General features: G+C 64.4%; 14 protein-coding genes and 1 pseudogene. 8 read left to right on the top strand and 7 right to left on the bottom strand.

The window, feature by feature from the left end:
* Window positions 1-12 precede the first annotated feature (12 nt).
* The gene (locus P6U28_RS29360) at window positions 13-258 is read right to left on the bottom strand and encodes a hypothetical protein (RefSeq protein ID WP_407120327.1); all 246 of its coding nucleotides are present in this window, start codon (window positions 256-258) and stop codon (window positions 13-15) included.
* Between the two features lie 203 nt (window positions 259-461).
* Here P6U28_RS29360 and P6U28_RS29365 point away from each other — a divergent pair, with 203 nt between their 5' ends.
* Both P6U28_RS29365 and P6U28_RS29370 read left to right on the top strand, forming a co-directional pair.
* Window positions 462-2,978, top strand: a complete 2,517-nt coding sequence (locus P6U28_RS29365; RefSeq protein WP_407120328.1) for a glycogen/starch/alpha-glucan phosphorylase — start codon at window positions 462-464, stop codon at window positions 2,976-2,978.
* Between the two features lie 234 nt (window positions 2,979-3,212).
* On the top strand, window positions 3,213-4,028 hold the full coding sequence (locus P6U28_RS29370) for an acyl-CoA thioesterase (protein WP_407120329.1): 816 nt from the start codon (window positions 3,213-3,215) through the stop codon (window positions 4,026-4,028).
* A gap of 157 nt (window positions 4,029-4,185) precedes the next feature.
* Here the strand turns inward: P6U28_RS29370 and P6U28_RS29375 are convergent, their stop codons facing one another.
* From P6U28_RS29375 to P6U28_RS29385, 3 genes and pseudogenes are all read right to left on the bottom strand, one after another.
* On the bottom strand, window positions 4,186-5,802 hold the full coding sequence (locus P6U28_RS29375; protein ID WP_129143440.1) for a phosphoenolpyruvate carboxykinase: 1,617 nt from the start codon (window positions 5,800-5,802) through the stop codon (window positions 4,186-4,188).
* Window positions 5,803-6,094: 292 nt separating this feature from the next.
* Window positions 6,095-8,688: pseudogene (locus P6U28_RS29380) on the bottom strand (CHAT domain-containing tetratricopeptide repeat protein).
* Between the two features lie 62 nt (window positions 8,689-8,750).
* Complete coding sequence (locus P6U28_RS29385; protein WP_407120330.1) at window positions 8,751-9,500, bottom strand: HugZ family protein; 750 nt, start codon at window positions 9,498-9,500, stop codon at window positions 8,751-8,753.
* A 240-nt stretch (window positions 9,501-9,740) separates the two neighbouring features.
* On the opposite strand from P6U28_RS29385, the gene P6U28_RS29390 reads away from it, so the two are divergent.
* The 5 genes from P6U28_RS29390 to P6U28_RS29410 all read left to right on the top strand — a co-directional run bounded on the left by P6U28_RS29390 (window position 9,741) and on the right by P6U28_RS29410 (window position 13,730).
* Complete coding sequence (locus P6U28_RS29390; RefSeq protein ID WP_008542552.1) at window positions 9,741-10,442, top strand: response regulator transcription factor; 702 nt, start codon at window positions 9,741-9,743, stop codon at window positions 10,440-10,442.
* A 121-nt stretch (window positions 10,443-10,563) separates the two neighbouring features.
* On the top strand, window positions 10,564-12,360 hold the full coding sequence (locus P6U28_RS29395; RefSeq protein WP_122400669.1) for a sensor histidine kinase: 1,797 nt from the start codon (window positions 10,564-10,566) through the stop codon (window positions 12,358-12,360).
* A complete protein-coding gene (locus P6U28_RS29400; RefSeq protein ID WP_407120331.1) occupies window positions 12,357-12,881 on the top strand; it encodes an HPr kinase/phosphorylase in 525 nt (174 codons plus the stop codon). The genes P6U28_RS29395 and P6U28_RS29400 overlap by 4 nt, the downstream gene beginning before the upstream one ends.
* A 133-nt stretch (window positions 12,882-13,014) precedes the next feature.
* The gene (locus P6U28_RS29405) at window positions 13,015-13,416 is read left to right on the top strand and encodes a PTS sugar transporter subunit IIA (protein ID WP_007597752.1); all 402 of its coding nucleotides are present in this window, start codon (window positions 13,015-13,017) and stop codon (window positions 13,414-13,416) included.
* Window positions 13,413-13,730 (top strand): HPr family phosphocarrier protein, encoded by a 318-nt coding sequence (locus P6U28_RS29410; protein WP_122400667.1) that lies wholly within the window; start codon window positions 13,413-13,415, stop codon window positions 13,728-13,730. Before P6U28_RS29405 ends, P6U28_RS29410 begins: the two co-directional genes overlap by 4 nt.
* Window positions 13,731-13,847: 117 nt before the next feature.
* Here P6U28_RS29410 and P6U28_RS29415 read toward each other — a convergent pair whose 3' ends face one another.
* Window positions 13,848-15,473, bottom strand: a complete 1,626-nt coding sequence (locus P6U28_RS29415) for a glycosyltransferase family 39 protein (protein WP_407120332.1) — start codon at window positions 15,471-15,473, stop codon at window positions 13,848-13,850.
* Between the two features lie 114 nt (window positions 15,474-15,587).
* On the opposite strand from P6U28_RS29415, the gene lepA reads away from it, so the two are divergent.
* On the top strand, window positions 15,588-17,399 hold the full coding sequence (gene lepA / locus P6U28_RS29420; protein ID WP_407120333.1) for a translation elongation factor 4: 1,812 nt from the start codon (window positions 15,588-15,590) through the stop codon (window positions 17,397-17,399).
* A gap of 396 nt (window positions 17,400-17,795) precedes the next feature.
* Here the strand turns inward: lepA and P6U28_RS29425 are convergent, their stop codons facing one another.
* Together P6U28_RS29425 and P6U28_RS29430 are read right to left on the bottom strand one after the other, a co-directional pair.
* Entirely contained in the window at window positions 17,796-18,212 is a 417-nt protein-coding gene (locus P6U28_RS29425) for an SRPBCC family protein (protein WP_122400664.1), read from the bottom strand.
* Between the two features lie 295 nt (window positions 18,213-18,507).
* Entirely contained in the window at window positions 18,508-19,026 is a 519-nt protein-coding gene (locus P6U28_RS29430; protein ID WP_407120334.1) for a hypothetical protein, read from the bottom strand.
* Window positions 19,027-19,028 lie beyond the last annotated feature (2 nt).

A 19,028-nucleotide genomic window follows, 5' to 3' on the forward strand; every position in this document is an offset into this window, starting at 1 on the left:
ACGTCAGGGCGCTCACCTGGCCGCGGACATCAGCTTGTCGCCGCACGCATTTGCGTAGAACTTGCCGCCGCATTGGCGCTTGATCGCGGCGCAGCGGGCTGCGGGCGACGCATTCTGCGGGACCGTAAAGCCGCAACTGAGGCCGTCGGCGCTGCGAGCGGATCTGCCATCGGCAAACGCCGCGGTGGTGACGCTGATGCAGACGACGAGCAGGGCCGCAGTGGCGAGTTCGATCAGCAGTCGCGTCAGCAGTCTCATGGGGCGTCTCCACACTGATGGCTGAATCTTCCCTAATGTAGCACCGAATCCCGGGTTTCTCCGTGCTCGTCCGGGTTCCCAACTCGGCCCGTTCCTTGCATAAATTTGCGCCAGCGCAGTGCACGACCGCTCGGGCGACAGTTCCGGTGCAAGGGCAGGACGCGTAGATTGGTAAGAGTTCTTCGACCTAGGAAGTGACGGCTTTGCAAGATCAATCGTTCCAGTCCAGTTTTCCGCCCCCCGGGCAGCCCATCGACGAACTCGCGCTGGCTGAGATCAAGGGCGCGATCCTGGCAAAGCTGCGCCTTGCCGTTGGCAAGGACGCGGGGATGGCGACCAGGCACGACTGGTATCAGGCCGCGGCGCTCGCGCTGCGCGACCGCATCGTGCATCGCTGGCTCACGGCCGAGAAGCAAAGCTACGATGCGGGGCGCAAGCGCGTCTATTATCTCTCGCTCGAATTCCTGATCGGCCGGCTCTTCACCGACGCGCTCAACAACATGGGCCTTCTGAAGATCTTCGAGGTCGCGCTCGGCGATCTCGGCGTGTCGCTGCCGGAGCTGCGCAAATGCGAGCCGGACGCGGCGCTCGGCAATGGCGGCCTCGGCCGGCTCGCCGCCTGCTTCATGGAGAGCATGGCGACGTTGTCGATTCCCGCGATCGGCTACGGCATCCGCTACGATTACGGCCTGTTTCGCCAGATCATCAATCAAGGCTGGCAGCAGGAATATCCGGACGAATGGCTGAGCTTCGGCAACCCCTGGGAATTGCAGCGGCCCGAGGTGATCTATCACGTCCATTTCGGCGGCGGCGTCGAGCACATCGACGACAAGGGCCGCGACCGCGCGATCTGGCACCCGGCCGAGACGGTGCAGGCGATCGCCTACGACACGCCGATCGTCGGCTGGCGCGGCCAGCACGTCAACGCGCTGCGGCTGTGGTCGGCGCGCTCGCCCGATCCGCTCAAGCTCGATGCCTTCAACAAGGGCGATTATGTCAGCGCCAGCGCCGAGCAGGCGCGTGCGGAGGCGATCTGCAAATTCCTCTACCCGAACGACGAGAGCCCGGCGGGCCGCGAGCTGCGGCTGCGCCAGGAATATTTCTTCGTCTCCGCCTCGCTCCAGGACCTGGTGAAGCGGCATCTCGCCTCCGACGGCCAGCTGCGCAGCCTCGCCGGCAAGGTCGCGGTGCAGCTCAACGACACCCATCCGAGCCTTGCCGTCACCGAGCTGATGCGGATCCTCGTCGACCTCCACAATTTCCGCTGGGACGAGGCCTGGAAGATCACGGTCGCCACGCTCTCCTACACCAACCACACGCTGCTGCCGGAGGCACTGGAGACCTGGCCGGTCGAGCTGTTCGAGCAGCTGCTGCCGCGGCATCTCGAGATCATCTACCGCATCAACGTGCAGCATCTGGCGCTCGCCGAGGCGCGCTGCCCCGGCGACATCGACTTCCGCGCCTCGGTCTCGCTGATCGACGAGAAGAGCGGCCGCCGCGTGCGGATGGGCCAGCTCGCCTTCGTCGGCTCGCACCGCATCAACGGCGTCTCGGCGATGCATTCCGACCTGATGCGCGAGACCGTGTTCCACGATCTCAACCATCTCTATCCCGGCCGCATCACCAACAAGACCAACGGCATCACCTTCCGGCGCTGGCTGATGCTGGCGAACCCGAAGCTGACCGACCTGTTGCGCGAGACCTGCGGCGATGCCGTGCTCGACGATCCGACCCAGCTCAGCCTGATCGAGGCGCGCGCCAGTGACGTCGCGTTCCAGCAGAAATTCCGCAGCGTCAAGCACCACAACAAGACACAGCTCGCCCGCCTGATCGGCGAGCGGCTCGGCATCAAGGTCGATCCCAGCGCACTGTTCGACGTCCAGATCAAGCGCATCCATGAGTACAAGCGCCAGCTGCTCAACGTCGTCGAGACGGTCGCGCTGTACCAGGCGATCAAGGACGACCCCAACGGCAATTGGGTGCCGCGGGTGAAGATCTTCGCCGGCAAGGCGGCGGCAAGCTACCGCTACGCAAAGCTGATCATCAAGCTGATCAACGACGTCGCCGACATCGTCAACAACGATCCCGCGATCGGCGGCAAGCTCAAGGTCGTGTTCCTCCCCGACTACAATGTCAGCCTCGCCGAAGTGATCATTCCCGCGGCCGATTTGTCCGAGCAGATCTCCACCGCCGGCATGGAGGCTTCCGGCACCGGCAACATGAAGCTGGCGCTGAACGGCGCCATCACCATCGGCACGCTCGACGGCGCCAATATCGAGATCCGCGACCATGTCGGCGCGGAGAACATCGCGATCTTCGGCATGGAAGCCGGCGACGTGATGATCCGGCGCAAGCAGGGGCTGGATGCCTCCGACGTGATCCGCAATTCGCCGAAGCTGCAGCGCGCCATCAATGCGATCGGCGCCGGCGAATTCTCGCCCGGCGATCCCGGCCGCTTCGAATCCATCGCGCACGCGCTGCGCTATCTCGACCATTACATGGTCAGCGCCGATTTCGATTCCTATTACGAGGCGCAGCGCGCGGTCGATGCGCGCTGGCTGGTCGCGCCGGCCTGGACGCGCGCCTCCATCCTCAACGTCGCACGCATGGCCTGGTTCTCCTCCGACCGCACCATCCGCGAATATGCCGAGGAGATCTGGAACGTGCCGGTCAACCCGACCACGCCGCGGCTGCCGGATCTGCGCGACGCCGCGGGCTGATTTTCCGCGGAGCGAAATCCAGCGTTACCTGCGGGGTTATTGCATCCCGCGAAGGGGATGATGATATGACTATCATCATCGCCCAGGGCGGCGTCAGCGATACCGACGCCGTAACCTCAAACACCGTCATTGCGAGCGCAGCGAAGCAATCCAGAAAATGCATCCGCGGCGGCGCCTGGATTGTCGTCGCGAGGGCTCCTCGCAATGACGGCGGGGAGACACCGAGGACCAACAATGCACGCCAGACTCCCGCACCCCTTCGACGACGCCACGCGCGTCACCGCCGGTGATAGCAGCTGGCACGGGCACACCAGCGACGATTACTGGGCCTTTGTCGGCCCGTTCGGCGGCGCCACTGCCGCGACGATTCTGCGCGCGCTGATCGAGCATCCGCAAGCCGCCGGTGATCCGCTCGCACTCACCGTCAATTACTGCGCGCCGATCGCCAAAGGCCCGTTCGATCTCGACGTGCGCCTCGTGAAGGCCAACCGATCCAGCCAGCACTGGAGTGTCGAGCTCAGCCAAGGCGGCGGCGAGGTCGCAACGCTCGCCACCGCCGTGTTCGCCGAACGCCGTCCGTCCTGGGAGCTCAGGGTGGCGAAATGCCCGGACGCCAAGCCGTTCGAGGAGACCCTGCCATTCCCGAAGATCTCGGCGTCCTGGGCCAACCAGTACGAATTCCGCTTCGTCGAGGGCGAGATGCGGATCGGCCCGCCGCAAACCGAGCCCGCCAGCACCTATTCGAAGATCTGGATCAGCGACCGCACCCCGCGCAAGCTCGACATGCTATCGCTGATGTCGATGTCGGACGCCTTCTTCGGCCGCATCTTCCACGCCCGGCGCGAGCTGGTGCCGTTCGGCACGGTGTCGCTGACGACCTATTTCCACACCGATGCCGAGGAACTCGCGACTGAAGACATCACGCGCGTGCTCGCGACGGCGGACGCAAAGATCTTCCACAGGAGCTATGGCGACCAGAACGGCGAGCTGTGGTCGCCGAATGGACGGCTGCTCGCGACCACGACGCAGATCGCGTATTTCAAGGCGTAGGTGCTCCCACGTCATTGCGAGGAGCGTAGCGACGAAGCAATCGCGGATGGATTTCTGGATTGCTTCGCTCCGCTCGCAATGACGAGTGGAGAGGTCGTGCCCACAAACGAAAAGGGCGGCCTTGCGGCCGCCTTTTTGCATTTCATACGATAAAGCCTTACTCCGCCGCCAGCTTCACATCCGGAGCTGCTGCGCGCACTTCGGCGTCGACCTGGGCTTCGAACTTGGCGAAGTTCTTCTGGAACATGCCGACCAGTGCGCGGGCGGTCTTGTCGAACTCGTCCTTGTCCTTCCAGGTGTTCACCGGGTTCAGGATCTCGGCCGGCACGCCCGGCAGCGCGGTCGGGACCGCGAAGCCGAAATACTTGTCGGTGCGGAATTCGACATTGCGAAGCGAACCGTCGAGCGCGGCGGTCAGCAGTGCGCGCGTCACCTTGATCGGCATGCGCGAGCCGACACCATATTTGCCGCCGGTCCACCCCGTGTTGACGAGCCAGCAATCGACATTGTGCTGGGCGATGAGGTCGCGCAGCATGTTGCCGTAGACGGATGGGTCGAGCGGCAGGAAGGGCGAGCCGAAGCAGGTGGAGAATTCCGGCTGCGGCTCGTTGCCGAGGCCGCGCTCGGTGCCGGCGACCTTGGCGGTGTAGCCCGACAGGAAGTGATACATCGCCTGCGCCGGCGACAGCTTTGCGATCGGCGGCAGCACGCCGAAGGCGTCGGCGGCGAGCATCACCACGTTCTTCGGCTGCGGCGCGCGGCCGGTGCGGGAGGCGTTCGGAATGAAGTCGAGCGGATAGGCCGAGCGCGTGTTCTCGGTCTTGGAGCCGTCGTCGAAATCGACCACGCGGGTGTCATCGTCGAGCACGCAGTTCTCGAGTACCGCACCGAAGCGGGTCGATGCCGCATAGATCTCCGGCTCGGCTTCCTTCGAGAGCTTGATGCACTTGGCATAGCAGCCGCCCTCGAAATTGAAGACGCCGTTCGGGCCCCAGCCGTGCTCGTCGTCGCCGATCAGCGTGCGGTTCGGGTCGGCCGACAGCGTGGTCTTGCCGGTGCCTGACAGCCCGAAGAAGATCGCCGTGTCGCCCTTGGAGCCGATATTGGCCGAGCAGTGCATCGGCATCACGCCGCGCTCGGGAAGGTAATAGTTCAGCGTGGTGAAGACCGACTTCTTCATCTCGCCGGCATAATAAGACCCGCCGATCAGGACGATCTTGCGGGCGAAATCGATCGCGACGACGTTCTCCGAACGCACGCCGTGGCGTTTGGGATCGGCGCGGAAGCTCGGCATGTCGATGATGGTGAGCTCCGGCACGAAGGTCGACAGCTCGATCGCCTCGGGGCGGATCAGAAGCGTGCGGATGAACAGCGAGTGCCAGGCGAGCTCGGTGAAGACGCGTGTCTTGATCCGGTAGGCCGGGTCGGCGCCGCCATAGAGGTCCTGCGCGAACAGGCGCTTGCCTTCGGCGTGCTTGAGGAAGTCCTGGTAGAGCGTCTCGAACTGCTCGGAGGTGATCGACTGGTTGCCGGCCCACCACATCTTCTTGTCGGTGGTGGCGTCACGCACCGTGAACTTGTCCTTCGGGCTGCGCCCGGTGAACTCGCCCGTGTCGGCGCAGAGCGCGCCGTCAGCGGAGAGCACCGCCTCACCCGCCGAGAGCGAGTATTGATAGAGTTGTGGCGCACCGAGGTTCCAGTGAACCTGCTTGAGGTTCTTTAAGCCGAATTTGTCGGCGCCGAAGGCACCGTTACGCACGCCCGTCTCTTGCACGAAAAAATCCTCCTAGAACCCGCGACACCCAGCGCGACCAAGTTTGGCGCCATCGCGGTCACCGTGATTAATGGGCCGTTCGTTCGGCCTCGGCTGAACGACGTAATACTGATGAACGCTGGCCTTGCCAAGCTGATCCCGCAGGATTTGGTTTATTCAAGGACCGCGCCAAACGTCGCGCATGTCAGCTCTGAGCAAGCGCATCGAAAAAAAATGCGAATGATCGCGCAACCAAATGCGCGTTGGCGCGTTATGTCCCGTTATTGCGACGCACAATCCGTGTAGCTGCTTCCTATCGTACCTCGCCCTCGCCGATCAGCGCGAACGGTCCCCACATCGCGGGATAAGCGTTGCGTGGTGACGAGGCGTCGTCGAGATAAGTCAACATCGCGCGGCGCAAGGCTTCGGCACGACCGATCTTCGGTTCGTTCTTGAGCAGCTCGAACGTCGATGTGGTCAGGCGGGTCGCAGCTTCGGAATCCACGGCCCAATGCGAAACCAGCAGTGCGCGGGCACCTGCGTAGAAGAACGAGCGCGCCAGTCCCGACAGTGCCTCGGCGCCGGGCTTATCGCCGGCGATGGTGTTGCAGGCGGACAGCACCACCCAATCGGCGTTGAGCTTGAGCTGAGCCACTTCGCTCGCGGTCAGAAGACCGTCATCGAGCTCCGATGGCTGATCGGGAATCGAGAGCGCAAGCGAGGGTTCACCCAGTCCCTTGACGTCGCCGGCGACGAGGCCGTGGGTGGCAAAGTAGATGATGCCGTATTGGGCAAGCGCTGCACGCTTGAGCGTCGTTTCGCTGGCATCGCGTCCGAGATGAATATCGGCATCAGTGGCGCCGACGTTCCTCGCCACCGCGTTCAGCTCATCGGCAGTATCGGGCAGTTGCGGCAATGCCTGCGCCAGCCGCGCGCGATCGACACCTGCGCCGCGCCAGAAGTCGGCATAGGCAATGGTCGCGATGTTGCGCGCGGCGATCTTGCCGCTGGCGGCGCGCCGGTCGGCAGGCGCTTCGGCTGCAGGGTTGAACACGGGATCGCCGAAACCGGTCATCGGCTTGACCCCTTGGTCCCTGCGGGCAAAGGCGCGCAGCGATTTCAGGCCGATCACCGACGGCAGCACCGAGACGGCCTGACGCCGCAGCAGCCAGGCGGCATCGCGATAGCCCTCGAGCCGGTCCGGGATCGCAGCCTGCGGCTTCTCCGTGACCAGCAGATGAAACGGCAATGCGGTCAGCGCCGCCGACGGCACGACCAGCAGGTTGCGCTTGTCCTTCGTCAGCGCCTCGACCGGGCCGAGCAGCGCGACATAGAGCTCGCTCGCGAGCGCGAGATCGAACAGGCCCGATTTGCCGGAAGCGTCGTGCGCCTTGCCGACATCCAGCCCCTTGCGGAAAGCGGCCACCTTCTGCGCCAGCGCATCCGCTCCGAGAGAAATCTCCTTCCAGTCGACGCCCTCGCGCGTGATCGCGACGACATAGCTCTGCTTGTCGACGACGCAATAGATCACCATCGCCTCGTCGGCCGACAGCAGCGGCTGGATGTCCTTCACCGCCAGCGGCAGCGGGTTGGAGAGCGAGGAATAGTCGGGAAACTCGATGGCGAGCGTCTTCTGCAATCCGTCGCGCGCGCTCCCGATCGCCGCGATCCGCGCGCGGCTGCGCTGCTCGGCCGCAACGTCGCGCTGGGCGGATTGCTTCGACACCGCAGCGATGATCGCCTTGTCGAGCGCTTCGGACTCGGCCGCGAGATCCTGATCCTTCCGCACGAGCTCAGCGAGCCGGTCGCTGCCGGCGGCTAGCCGCACCGCGAGCTTGTTCACCGCAGAAGCGGCCGAAGATTGCGTGCCGCGCTGGATCGCACCGAGCGCATCATCGAGTGCCTTGTCGCTCGCCAGCAGCGATTGCTGCCGCGCCGCCAGCAGGATCGGCAGCACGACCCGCAGCTGCGCACGATTGGCAGCGAGCGTCTTCTGCGCGAACGGCAAGGCGTCGGCAGTCCGTCCCGTCGCCTGCAGGAAATGGGCGAGATTGCTCGTCGAGGTCGCGACGTCAGGATGATCTGGTCCGAGTGCACGCTCACGGATCGACAGGGCGCGGCGATAAAGCGGCTCGGCCTCGGCATAGCGCTGCTGGTGCTCGTAGAGCCCGGCGAGATTGTTGAGCGAACGCGCGACATCGGGATGATCTGGCCCGAGCACTTTTCGCGGATGGCGAGCGAGCGCTTGATCGGCGCTTCGGCATCGGCGTCGCGGTTGAGGTCGCGATCGACCTGACCGATGTTGTTCAGGACGGTCGCAACCGCGGGATGCTCGGGCCCGGCGGCTTTCTGATAGATCGCGAGCGCCCGCTGAAACAGCGGCTCCGCCTCGGCAAAGCGCTCCTGCTTCACATAAAGCGTGGCGAGATTGTTGAGGGCCCGGCCGACATCGGGATGCTCGCGCGACAGGCTCCTTTCGCTGACGGTGAGCGCGCGCTTGAACAACGGCTCGGCTTCAGTGAAGCGGCCCTGCCGCTGATATAGCACGGCGAGATTGCTCAGCTCGGGTGCGATCAAGGCGGTGTCGAGGCCGAGCGACTTTTCCAACAGCGCGATGGCCCGCTTGTAGATCGGCTCGGCCAGATCGTCGCGACCCTGGCCGGCATAGACCTGGCCGAGATTGTTGAGCGCGGCGGACAATTCGCGGCCGTCATCGCCCTTCTCCAGGCTCGTGACCATCGCCTGCGCGAGCGGAAGCGCTTCCGCATATTTGCCGGCGCTCATGAGCGCATTGATCCGCGCGCCCTGTGCGGCGGGACTGACCTTCTGGGCGAGAGCAGGCGCAGCAAAGGACGTGGTGATGGCGAGTGCCAGGCCCGCGGCCAGTGCCAAACGACGATGCGTCATGAACCCCCTCGCTGCCGACCCGGACCGGTTACGATCTGGGTCGCAGCGACGGGCGGCGGCGTTCAATCTGTTGCGCTCTGGTCCACCTTCATGCGCGCTTCGCCAGCGAGGCGGACCAGCATCTTCCGCAAGCCCGTGCCATCCGTCACCCGCTCCGGGAACTCCAGCCGCAGTGTCGTTCGGCCGTCCTGCATGTCGAGGCCTTCAGGGTCACAGCCGGTGCAGCGCCAATCCCCCGCGGCGCCGCCGAGGAGCTTTGTTGCATAGAGGTTCATGGCATCGCGATGGTCGGCGTTCATGTGCTCCACGGCGCCCTCTTCCGCGGCCAGCAGGTCCTCGGCGCCGGTGAGGTCCGTCAGGAATTGCTCAGGCTTGAGGTCGATGATCCGGCCGAAACCCGCGACCAGATGAGTTCCCGTGGGCCGGATCAGGAAGAAGGAGAAATCCTTAAAGGAAACAAAGCCCTCTGCCGACGGATGGGCACTGAGATACCGTCGCTGGAGCAGATCCTTGTTCGCGGCGGCCTGTTCCGCGCGGCCTGACAGCATGATCCGGGCACCTTCCAGGGGATCGCCGGCCGCGCGCTCGTCCAGCATCAGCGAGACCCGGCCGTCTGCGAGGATGTTCCGGGTGTGCACGGCGAGGCGCGAGATAAGGAGGATCGGCGAGCCATCGGGGTGGCTGGCGAGATTGACCAGGGAACAATAGGGATCGCCGCTGCCGGCCATCAGCGTCGCCAGCGCGCCCTGCCGGGATCGCCTCAGCAGCGATTTGGCGAGCTTTGCGGGGTCGAAATCCGGGGTCGGTTGCATCGGCTTTCTCGGGTCAGGTGGTTGCATGGGGGGCCTTGTTTCGGGTAAACGGGGGCCCGGTTACGGGTCGAGACGCGGCGAATCTGCCGTGTTTCGTGGAACTTGGTCACACTTCAGCCCAGCTTGCATTGCTCGGTGACAAGGTTCGAATGCCGAGTTCGGCACCCATGTATGCGGCGCATCACTGATTGCTCGCCGTTTCAAGCCACGACCCAAACGGAAAGCAGAAAGCAGAGGCTCATGCCCACAATCGCTTTGGTCGACGACGACCGCAACATTCTCACATCCGTCTCGATCGCGCTGGAAGCCGAAGGCTACCGCATCATGACCTACACCGACGGTGCCTCCGCGCTCGACGGTTTTCGCACCACCCAGCCCGATCTTGCCATCCTCGACATCAAGATGCCGCGCATGGACGGCATGGAGACGCTGCGTCGTCTCAGGCAGAAATCGGACCTGCCGGTGATCTTCCTCACCTCCAAGGACGAAGAGATCGACGAGCTGTTCGGCCTCAAGATGGGCGCCGACGACTTCATCCGTAAACCGTTCTCGCAGCGCCTTCTGGTCGAGCGCGTCAAGGCGGTGCTGCGCCGTTCGGCGCCGAAGGACCCGACCGTCGCGCCCAAGGAGAACGACGCCAAGGCGCTCGACCGCGGCCTTTTGCGCATGGATCCGGAACGCCATACCTGCACCTGGAAGAACGAGCCGGTGACGCTGACCGTCACCGAATTCCTGATCCTGCAGGCGCTCGCGACCCGGCCCGGCGTGGTGAAGAGCCGCAACGCGTTGATGGACGCCGCCTATGACGACCAGGTCTATGTCGACGACCGCACCATCGACAGCCACATCAAGCGGCTGCGCAAGAAGTTCAAGGTGGTCGACAACGAGTTCGAGATGATCGAGACGCTTTACGGTGTCGGCTACCGTTTCAAGGAAGCCTGAGGCGGCGGGGCCCCTCCACGACGATCGAGAGAGCATCTCCGGTTCTCGTTCCATCGGGGCCAGGATCGCTCTAGGATGCCGGGGGACCTTCGCACGGCCTGTCCTAACGCGGGCGTAAGCATTGCTTGACCGAACGCAGCCTGACCCAAACCAGAGCGCCGGGGATCTCGTATCCGACGGCGTTCCGGACCACGTCACCGACGATAAGCCGCAGGGCTGGCGGCCGCTGAACTGGCTGAAGCGCGCCGGGCAGTTCTTCTTTGCGCTGTCCTTCTCGAGCCTGACCCGCCGCATCGTCTCGCTCAACCTCGCCGGCCTCGTCGCACTGGTGGCGAGCATCCTGTACCTGTCGCAATTCCGCGCCGGCCTGATCGACGCGCGCGCGCAGAGCCTGCTGGTCCAGGCCGAGATCATCGCCGGCGCGATCGCGGCCTCCGCCACGGTGCAGACCAACGCCATCACCATCGATCCCGACAGGCTGCTCGACCTCAAGCCGGGCGAGACCTATGGCGGCTCGGACGAATATTCGCCGCTGGACTTCCCGATCAATCCGGAGCGCGTGGCGCCGGTGCTGCGCACGCTGATCTCGCCGACCAAGACGCGCGCCCGCATCTACGATCCGAACGGCAGCCTGCTGCTCGACAGCCGCAACCTCGAAAACGTGCTGCGCTACGACCTGCCGCCGCCGGCCGAGAAGCCCGGCATCGTCGAGCGCGGCATGGTCGCGGTGCGTACCTGGCTGAACCGCGGCGATCTGCCGCTCTATCGCGAGCTCGGGCCCGAGAACGGCAACGGCTATGCGGAGGTGGGCGACGCGCTTCAGGGCCAGAAGCGTTCGATGGTGCGGGTCAATGCGCGCGGCGAGGTGATCGTGTCCGTCGCGGTCCCCGTGCTCCGCTCGCGCGCAATCCACGGCGCGCTGATGCTGTCGACGCAAGGTGACGACATCGACCAGATGGTCACGGCCGAGCGTCTCGCGATCCTGAAGGTCGGCGGCGTCGCCGCCGCCGTCATGATCATGCTGTCGCTCTTGCTGGCGAGCACGATCGCCGGACCCGTGCGCCGGCTCGCCGACAGCGCCGAGCGCGTCCGCCGCCGCATCAAGGCGCGCATCGAGATTCCCGATTTCACCCGCCGCCGCGACGAGATCGGCCACCTCTCCGGCGCGCTGCGCGACATGACTAGCGCGCTCTACAGTCGCATCGAGGCGATCGAGATGTTCGCCGCCGACGTCGCCCATGAATTGAAGAACCCGCTGACCTCGTTGCGCTCGGCGGTCGAGACGCTGCCGCTGGCCCGCAACGAGAGCAGCCGCGCACGCCTGCTCGAGGTGATCGAGCACGACGTCAAGCGGCTCGACCGGCTGATCTCCGACATCTCCGACGCCAGCCGACTCGATGCCGAATTGCAGCGCCAGGACGCCATCCCGGTCGACCTGCGCCGCCTGCTGACGACGCTGGCGTCCGTCGCCAATGAAACCAAGCTCGGCCACGACGTCGCGGTCGAGACGCGCTTCGAGGGCCGCAGCCCGACCGACACTTTCTCCGTGATGGGTCACGATTCTCGGCTCGGGCAAGTGATTTCCAATCTGCTCTCCAATGCACAATCCTTCTCGGAAGCCGGCAGCAAGGTGCGCCTCACCTGCCGCCGCGTGCGCGGCGAGATCGAGATCGTGGTCGACGATGAAGGCCCCGGCATTCGCGACGACGCGCTGGAGCGCATCTTCGAGCGCTTCTACACCGACCGTCCGCATCAGGGCTTTGGCCAGAATTCCGGCCTCGGCCTGTCGATCTCCAAGCAGATCGTCGACGCCCATGGCGGACGCATCTGGGCGGAGAACCGTCCTGGCCCGCTCGATGCCGACGGAGCTCCGACGGTTGCCGGTGCGCGCTTCGTGGTGAGGCTGCCGGCCCTATGAGCGACGGCGGGCCCAGCGTTCACGCCTCCGCCGTCAAGGTCGGGACTTTTGCCGTGCTGATCCGCGGGCCCTCGGGATCCGGCAAGTCGCGCCTTGCCTTCGATTTGATCATGGCAGGACGGTCGGGCGTTGTGGACAGGGCCGTTCTGGTCGGTGATGACCGTGTCAATCTGGCGACAGTCGGCCATGAAATTGAGGTCCGCCCTGTGCCGGCATTGGCTGGCCTGATCGAGATCCGGGGCTTAGGAATCCGCCGCTGCGACTTCGTGGAGCGTGCGACCATCGGCCTCGTGGTCGATCTGAATGCGGCGGATGCGCAGCGCCTGCCTGCGGCCGAATCCCTGAAAACCAGCATTTCTGGTGTCGAAATACCGCGAATCCCGGTCCCCCGCGACTATTCGCCCCTCCCCTTGGTTGTTGCGGCCTTGACCACTACCAAGAGTTCATCTTCGGTTAACCCTTCTGGCGATTGTTTGAAGGGAAATGGTAACCATATGAAGCCCACTATCGCGACCGAATAGACCGGCGCAGCTCCCCTTATCCATCCGTCTATATTCAGGGAGATACGCAACATCCCCTCTTGCGCGGGGGCTCTGGATGGTCAAAGTGGCGCGTTCGTGCGGTGCACCAAAAGCGCCCGCGAGGAGTTTTCCGATGATTGGTCTAGTACTTGTGACCCACGGGCGCCTTGCCGACGAATTCAAGGCAGCGCTTGAACATGTCATGGGCCCACAAAAGCAAATCGAAGCGATCACGATCGGCGCCGAGGATGATTCCGATCTCTGCCGAAGCGACATCATCGAGGCGGTTAACCGCGTCGATTCCGGCGACGGCGTTGCGATCCTCACCGACATGTTCGGCGGCACACCGTCGAACCTCGCAATATCCTGCATGAGCCGGCCCAAGGTCGAAGTGCTCGCGGGCATCAACCTGCCCATGCTGGTGAAGCTCGCCAAGGTGCGCGAGGAACGTCCGCTGCCGGACGCGATCGCGATGGCCCAGGAAGCGGGCCGCAAATACGTCACCATCGCCAGCCGCGTGCTCGCCGGCAAATGAGCGACGAGGCGCCACAAGCGGGGACGGGCGCGCCCGCGGGCGCGATCTCCAAGGAGCTTCTGATCATCAACAAGCGTGGCCTGCATGCGCGCGCCTCGGCGAAGTTCGTCCAGGCGGTCGAGCGCTTCAACGCGCAGGTGTGGGTGACGCGCGGCGGCGAGACCGTCGGCGGCACCTCGATCATGGGCCTGATGATGCTGGCCGCTGGTCCTGGCACGACGATCACGGTGTCGGCGGCAGGTACTGACGCCGAAGCCGCGCTCGCGGCGATCACCGAGCTCGTCGAGAGCAAGTTCAACGAGGAAGGGGTTTAGGACCCCAACGTCATTCCGGGATGGTGCGACAGCACCAGACCTCAGGTGCGCAATTGCGCACCGAGGAATCGCGAGCTTCCGGGTTCACGCTTCGCCTGCCCCGGAACGACGACAGGCTCACTTCCCCGGCGGCGCGATGTAAATGTTCCAGCTCATCGACGGGCCGGCCTTGCCGTGGGTGAAGCGGCGCGTCGACATCACCATGCGCTCGGCGTTCGGCGCGGTCTCGGATATCCATTTCTCGAACTTGGGCAGGCGTTCGTCGGTCGGATCGAACACGCCGATGAATCCATACGTCCTGACGTGGTCGAGTGACGTCAGACCCGAACTCCACGGCTCGTTCGGCGTGAACGCGGACGGATGATCCGGGCTGTAGAACACCATCGGCTGGATCGACTCCATGGTGCCGGCGACGACGGCCCAGCGTGAGGCAAAGCGCATGTGCCACTCCTGCGTCAGTTTGCGCGCCAGCTCGGAGCGCGCGCCATAGGTCGCGGTGTTGCCGGCATTGGCCGCCATCTCGCGCGCGGCGATCCAGGGCGAGGCGGCAAGCGTCGCGACGCTGAGCACGAGCCAGATCGCGGCGATGTTGAACAGCACCGCGCTCTGCACCCGCAGCGCGGGGATCGCGACCAGCGCCAGCGGCACCAGGAAGAACAGCGAGATGCCCCAATCGGTCTTCAAGTAGATGCTGAAGGCGAGCGCGCCGAGCGGCGGGCCGACCGCGACGATGACCTGGACAATCCAGACGTTCAGCGCCTGCGAGAGATCGACGCCTGCATTGGCGCCGCGCGCCCAGGCGCGCGTGACGATGCGCGTGGGCGCGCGCAGCAGCAATTTGACCCAGGGCGGCACCAGCGCCATGGCCAGCGCCGCGAGCGCCACCGGCAGTGCCAGCAGCGCGACGTTATGCAGAGCATAGCCGGCGACGAGCTGATGCACCTGGCTCTTGTCCTGAAGGCTGTAGGTGTCCCCGGCATAGATCAGCGGCACGAAATGCGCATCCGCCAGCCAGACGATGTGCGGGATCATCGCCACGACCATCGTCGCGATCGCGACCCATGGCGCCGGCGACGACAGGAAGCGCAGCCGGTCGGGATGGATCAGCGCGGCAAGGCCGATGGCGCCGATCATGGTCAGCACCCAATATTTGGTCATCAGCGCCAGCGCGCCGGCAAGGCCAAGCAAGACTCCGGATTGCCAGCTCCGCTTCTCGAACGCATTGAGATAAGCGAGCACCAGGAGCGGCAACGTGACGAGCTGGAGCAAGTCCGGATTGTACTTGAAACCCTTGAAATTGAAGATCGGGTAGAGTGCGATCATCATGACGACCAGGAACGCGCGCCGCGCGTCCACCACGCGCAAGCTCACGAGCCAGCAGATCACCATGCCGACGCTCACCGTCGCCATCGCCAGCGCATAGGTCGCCCAATCCGCCGCCGGGAACGCCTTGAACCAGAGGCCGGCGACCCAGCCCGACAGCGGCGGGTGCTTGCCGTAGCCCCACAGGAATTTCTGGCCCCAGCCCCAGGCTTCTGCGACGTCCATGTGAACGTCCTGCGCCGCCTTGAGATTGACCAGGATGAAGGTCCAGAGCACCGCATGCAGGATGGCGAGCTGGATCACCAGCCACAGACGGGCCTCGGGACGGATCGCGCAGGCAACCAGCCAGGCGCGGAAGCGGTTGTAACCCAGGCGGGTCTTCGCCCGCGCTCCGGCAGTGGGAAGAGAGGTCGTGGACATGGGCCGCTTGCTAGCGCGTTTTGGGCGTCCGTGGAATCAGCTTGGCGTGAAGAAAGGCCCTGAAAATACAGCAATATGGTTGCCGCACGGGGATGTGAGTGGTATCCCGCGCCCATGACGACCGTCCCCATTTCCAACATCCGCAACTTCTCCATCGTCGCCCATATCGACCATGGCAAATCGACGCTGGCCGACCGCCTGATCCAGATGACCGGCGGTCTCTCCGACCGCGAGATGGCGGGCAAGGAGCAGGTGCTCGATTCCATGGACATCGAGCGCGAGCGCGGCATCACCATCAAGGCGCAGACGGTGCGCCTGCAGTACCGCGCCAAGGACGGCAAGGATTACATCTTCAACCTGATGGACACGCCCGGCCATGTCGACTTCGCCTACGAGGTCTCGCGGTCGCTGGCGGCCTGCGAGGGTTCCCTGCTCGTCGTCGACGCCAGCCAGGGCGTCGAGGCGCAGACGCTCGCCAATGTCTACCAGGCGCTGGACAACAATCACGAGATCGTCCCGGTCCTGAACAAGGTCGACCTCCCCGCGGCCGAGCCCGAGAAAGTCAAGCAGCAGATCGAGGACGTCATCGGCATCGATGCCTCCGACGCGGTGATGATCTCGGCCAAGACCGGCCTCGGCGTCCCCGACGTGCTGGAAGCCATCGTCACCCGTCTGCCGCCGCCGAAGGGCGACCGCGACGCGACGCTCAAGGCGCTCCTGGTCGACAGCTGGTACGATGTCTATCTCGGCGTCGTCGTGCTGGTGCGCATCGTCGACGGCACGATGAGGAAGGGCCAGCGCGTGCGCATGATGGGCACCGGCGCGGCCTACGATGTCGAGCGCGTCGGCTTCTTCACGCCGAAGATGCAGCAGGTCGACGAACTCGGTCCCGGCGAGATCGGCTTCATCACCGCCGCGATCAAGGAAGTCGCCGACACCCGCGTCGGCGACACCATCACCGACGACAGGAAGCCGGTCGCCGAGATGCTGCCCGGCTTCAAGCCGGCGATCCCCGTGGTGTTCTGCGGCCTGTTCCCGGTCGATGCGGATGACTTCGAGACACTGCGCGCGGCGATGGGCAAGCTGCGCCTCAACGACGCCAGCTTCTCCTTCGAGATGGAGACGTCAGCCGCGCTCGGCTTCGGCTTCCGCTGCGGCTTCCTCGGCTTGCTTCACCTCGAAATCATCCAGGAGCGGCTGTCGCGCGAATTCGATCTCAACCTGATCGCGACCGCGCCGAGCGTCATCTACAAGATGAAGCTCACCGACGGCCGGGAGATCGAGATCCACAATCCCGTCGACATGCCCGACGTGGTCAAGATCGCCGAGATCGACGAGCCCTGGATCGAGGCGACGATCCTCACGCCCGACGAATATCTCGGCAGCGTGCTGAAGCTGTGCCAGGACCGCCGCGGCTCGCAGAAGGAGCTCACTTACGTCGGCTCCCGCGCCATGGTGAAATACGACCTGCCGCTCAACGAGGTCGTGTTCGATTTCTACGACCGCCTGAAATCGGTCTCCAAGGGCTACGCCTCGTTCGACTATCACCTGACCGACTACAAGCCGGCCGATCTCGTCAAGATGCAGATCCTGGTCAATGCCGAGCCGGTCGATGCGCTCTCGATGCTGGTCCACCGCACCCGCGCGGAAGGGCGCGGCCGCGCCATGGTCGAGAAGATGAAGGAGCTGATCCCGCCGCACATGTTCCAGATCCCGATCCAGGCGGCGATCGGCGGCAAGGTGATCGCCCGCGAGACGGTGCGCGCGCTGCGCAAGGACGTCACCGCAAAGTGCTACGGCGGCGACATCACGCGCAAACGAAAACTTCTGGAGAAGCAGAAGGAAGGCAAGAAGAAGATGCGGCAGTTCGGCAAGGTCGACATCCCGCAGGAAGCCTTCATCGCCGCGCTGAAGGTGGATAGCTGAGGCGACGGCCGGCCGCTTTGGACACCGACGAGGTCGGTCCGTCATCGGGGGCCCGCAAACAAAAACCGCGAAAACAACCCCATGCACAGTAGCCGACTCCTTGGTGGCATTGCATTTTTTGATTTTACGAAATCGATTTGACCCGTCGGGCAAAACAGGGGTATGGTGGCATCGTCGCAGCCCGTGTGAGACAGGCACGCAGCATCTGATCTCGACATCCAGGCGCGATAATAGGTGGCGGCTTACGGGGCCTCAATCCAGTTGAGCTCTTGCGAACCCATCGCCAACGCGAGTGCAGCCCGAACCGACATGTGAGAATGAGGTTTGATGGGCTTCGCTTCCGCCTTCGCTCTTCGAGCTACGGCGGACAAGTCGCTCGAACGTCCCTGCACACCCCTACGACGGCTTCTGCTTCGCCTCGACGTACCGTGCAAAATTGTCGAGGATCGCCTGCCAGCCACCTTTCTGCTGCTCGACCGAGTGCATCGTTTCGGCATCGAAGACGACGCGGACGACGACCCCGTTCGGGCCGGGCACGAACTCGACTTCGGCCTTGCGATCGCCGAACGCATATTCGATCAGCTTGTGTTCGACGATCGTCGTGTAGGTGCCGGCGAAGTCGAAGCCCATGCTGCCGTCCTTGGCTTCCATCCGAGACGAGAAAGTGCCGCCTTCCCGCAGGTCGACCGTCGCCTTGGTCGTGTGCCAGTCGTCGGACGCAGCATTCCACTTCACGATGTCGGCAGGCGTCGTATAGGCACGCCAGACCCGATCGATGGGGGCGGCTACGCTGGTTTCGACGGTGATCCTCATGGGCATTTGCTCCAGTTCCGACTTTGACGGCTCGAATCGACGAAATCACGTCGCATGAGTCGGGTCCATCTCACGGCTCATCCGGACGTGTCCACCCAAGGACGATCGAGACCGGCCCAAGCCGACATGGTTCGGCCGTCAGCGCGCAAAAAAGTTGGAAAAGTGTGGCCAGCATGGCTTTTGGCTCGTCCAGCGGGAACGATCGGCCCTTGGCAGATCGGCCGCCAGGACGTCATTTCCGCGTGGGACACTGAGCTTTGAGCCTATCGGGACGCGCCGCGCGCCCCCGGCAAAGCTATCGACGGGGCGCCGAAAGCTCGTAGTTTACGCAATCCATCTTGATATCGTAGGGCCCCTGATAGGTGCCGTCGCTCACCCACCGATAGACCTTGCGGTAGGTGGTGATTTGCTCGGAACGCGGTTGCCTTCCAGCCGGACGGTGAACATCCGAGATCGTCTGTGACGATTTTTCGGTCAGGGTCAGCTTCTCGTCGGGATGATCGTCGCGCGCGAACACCATCTTCGGGACAAGCCCCGAATTGTTATCGGCTGCGCGAAAGCTCGAGCTCAAGAGCTGACCGTTGACCGAACCGAGCAGCGATCCGCGGACCCAGGCCTTCGGCAACATGATGAGCGAGGAGCGATTGAAGATGATGACCGGCTCATCGCCGCTGGGCAGCACGCCCCGACACCCGTAACGCCACTCGCTGGCGACACAAGGCGAGGCAATCGCCGCGAAGGCAAATGCGATCAGGCCGGTGAGAAAGGAGCGAACCGGGCGATTTTCGGCGGCGGCGGGGATCAAGTCGCGCATGG

The sequence above is a fragment of the Bradyrhizobium sp. STM 3561 genome (assembly GCF_045571455.1).
GTDB classification, from domain to species: domain Bacteria; phylum Pseudomonadota; class Alphaproteobacteria; order Rhizobiales; family Xanthobacteraceae; genus Bradyrhizobium; species Bradyrhizobium vignae.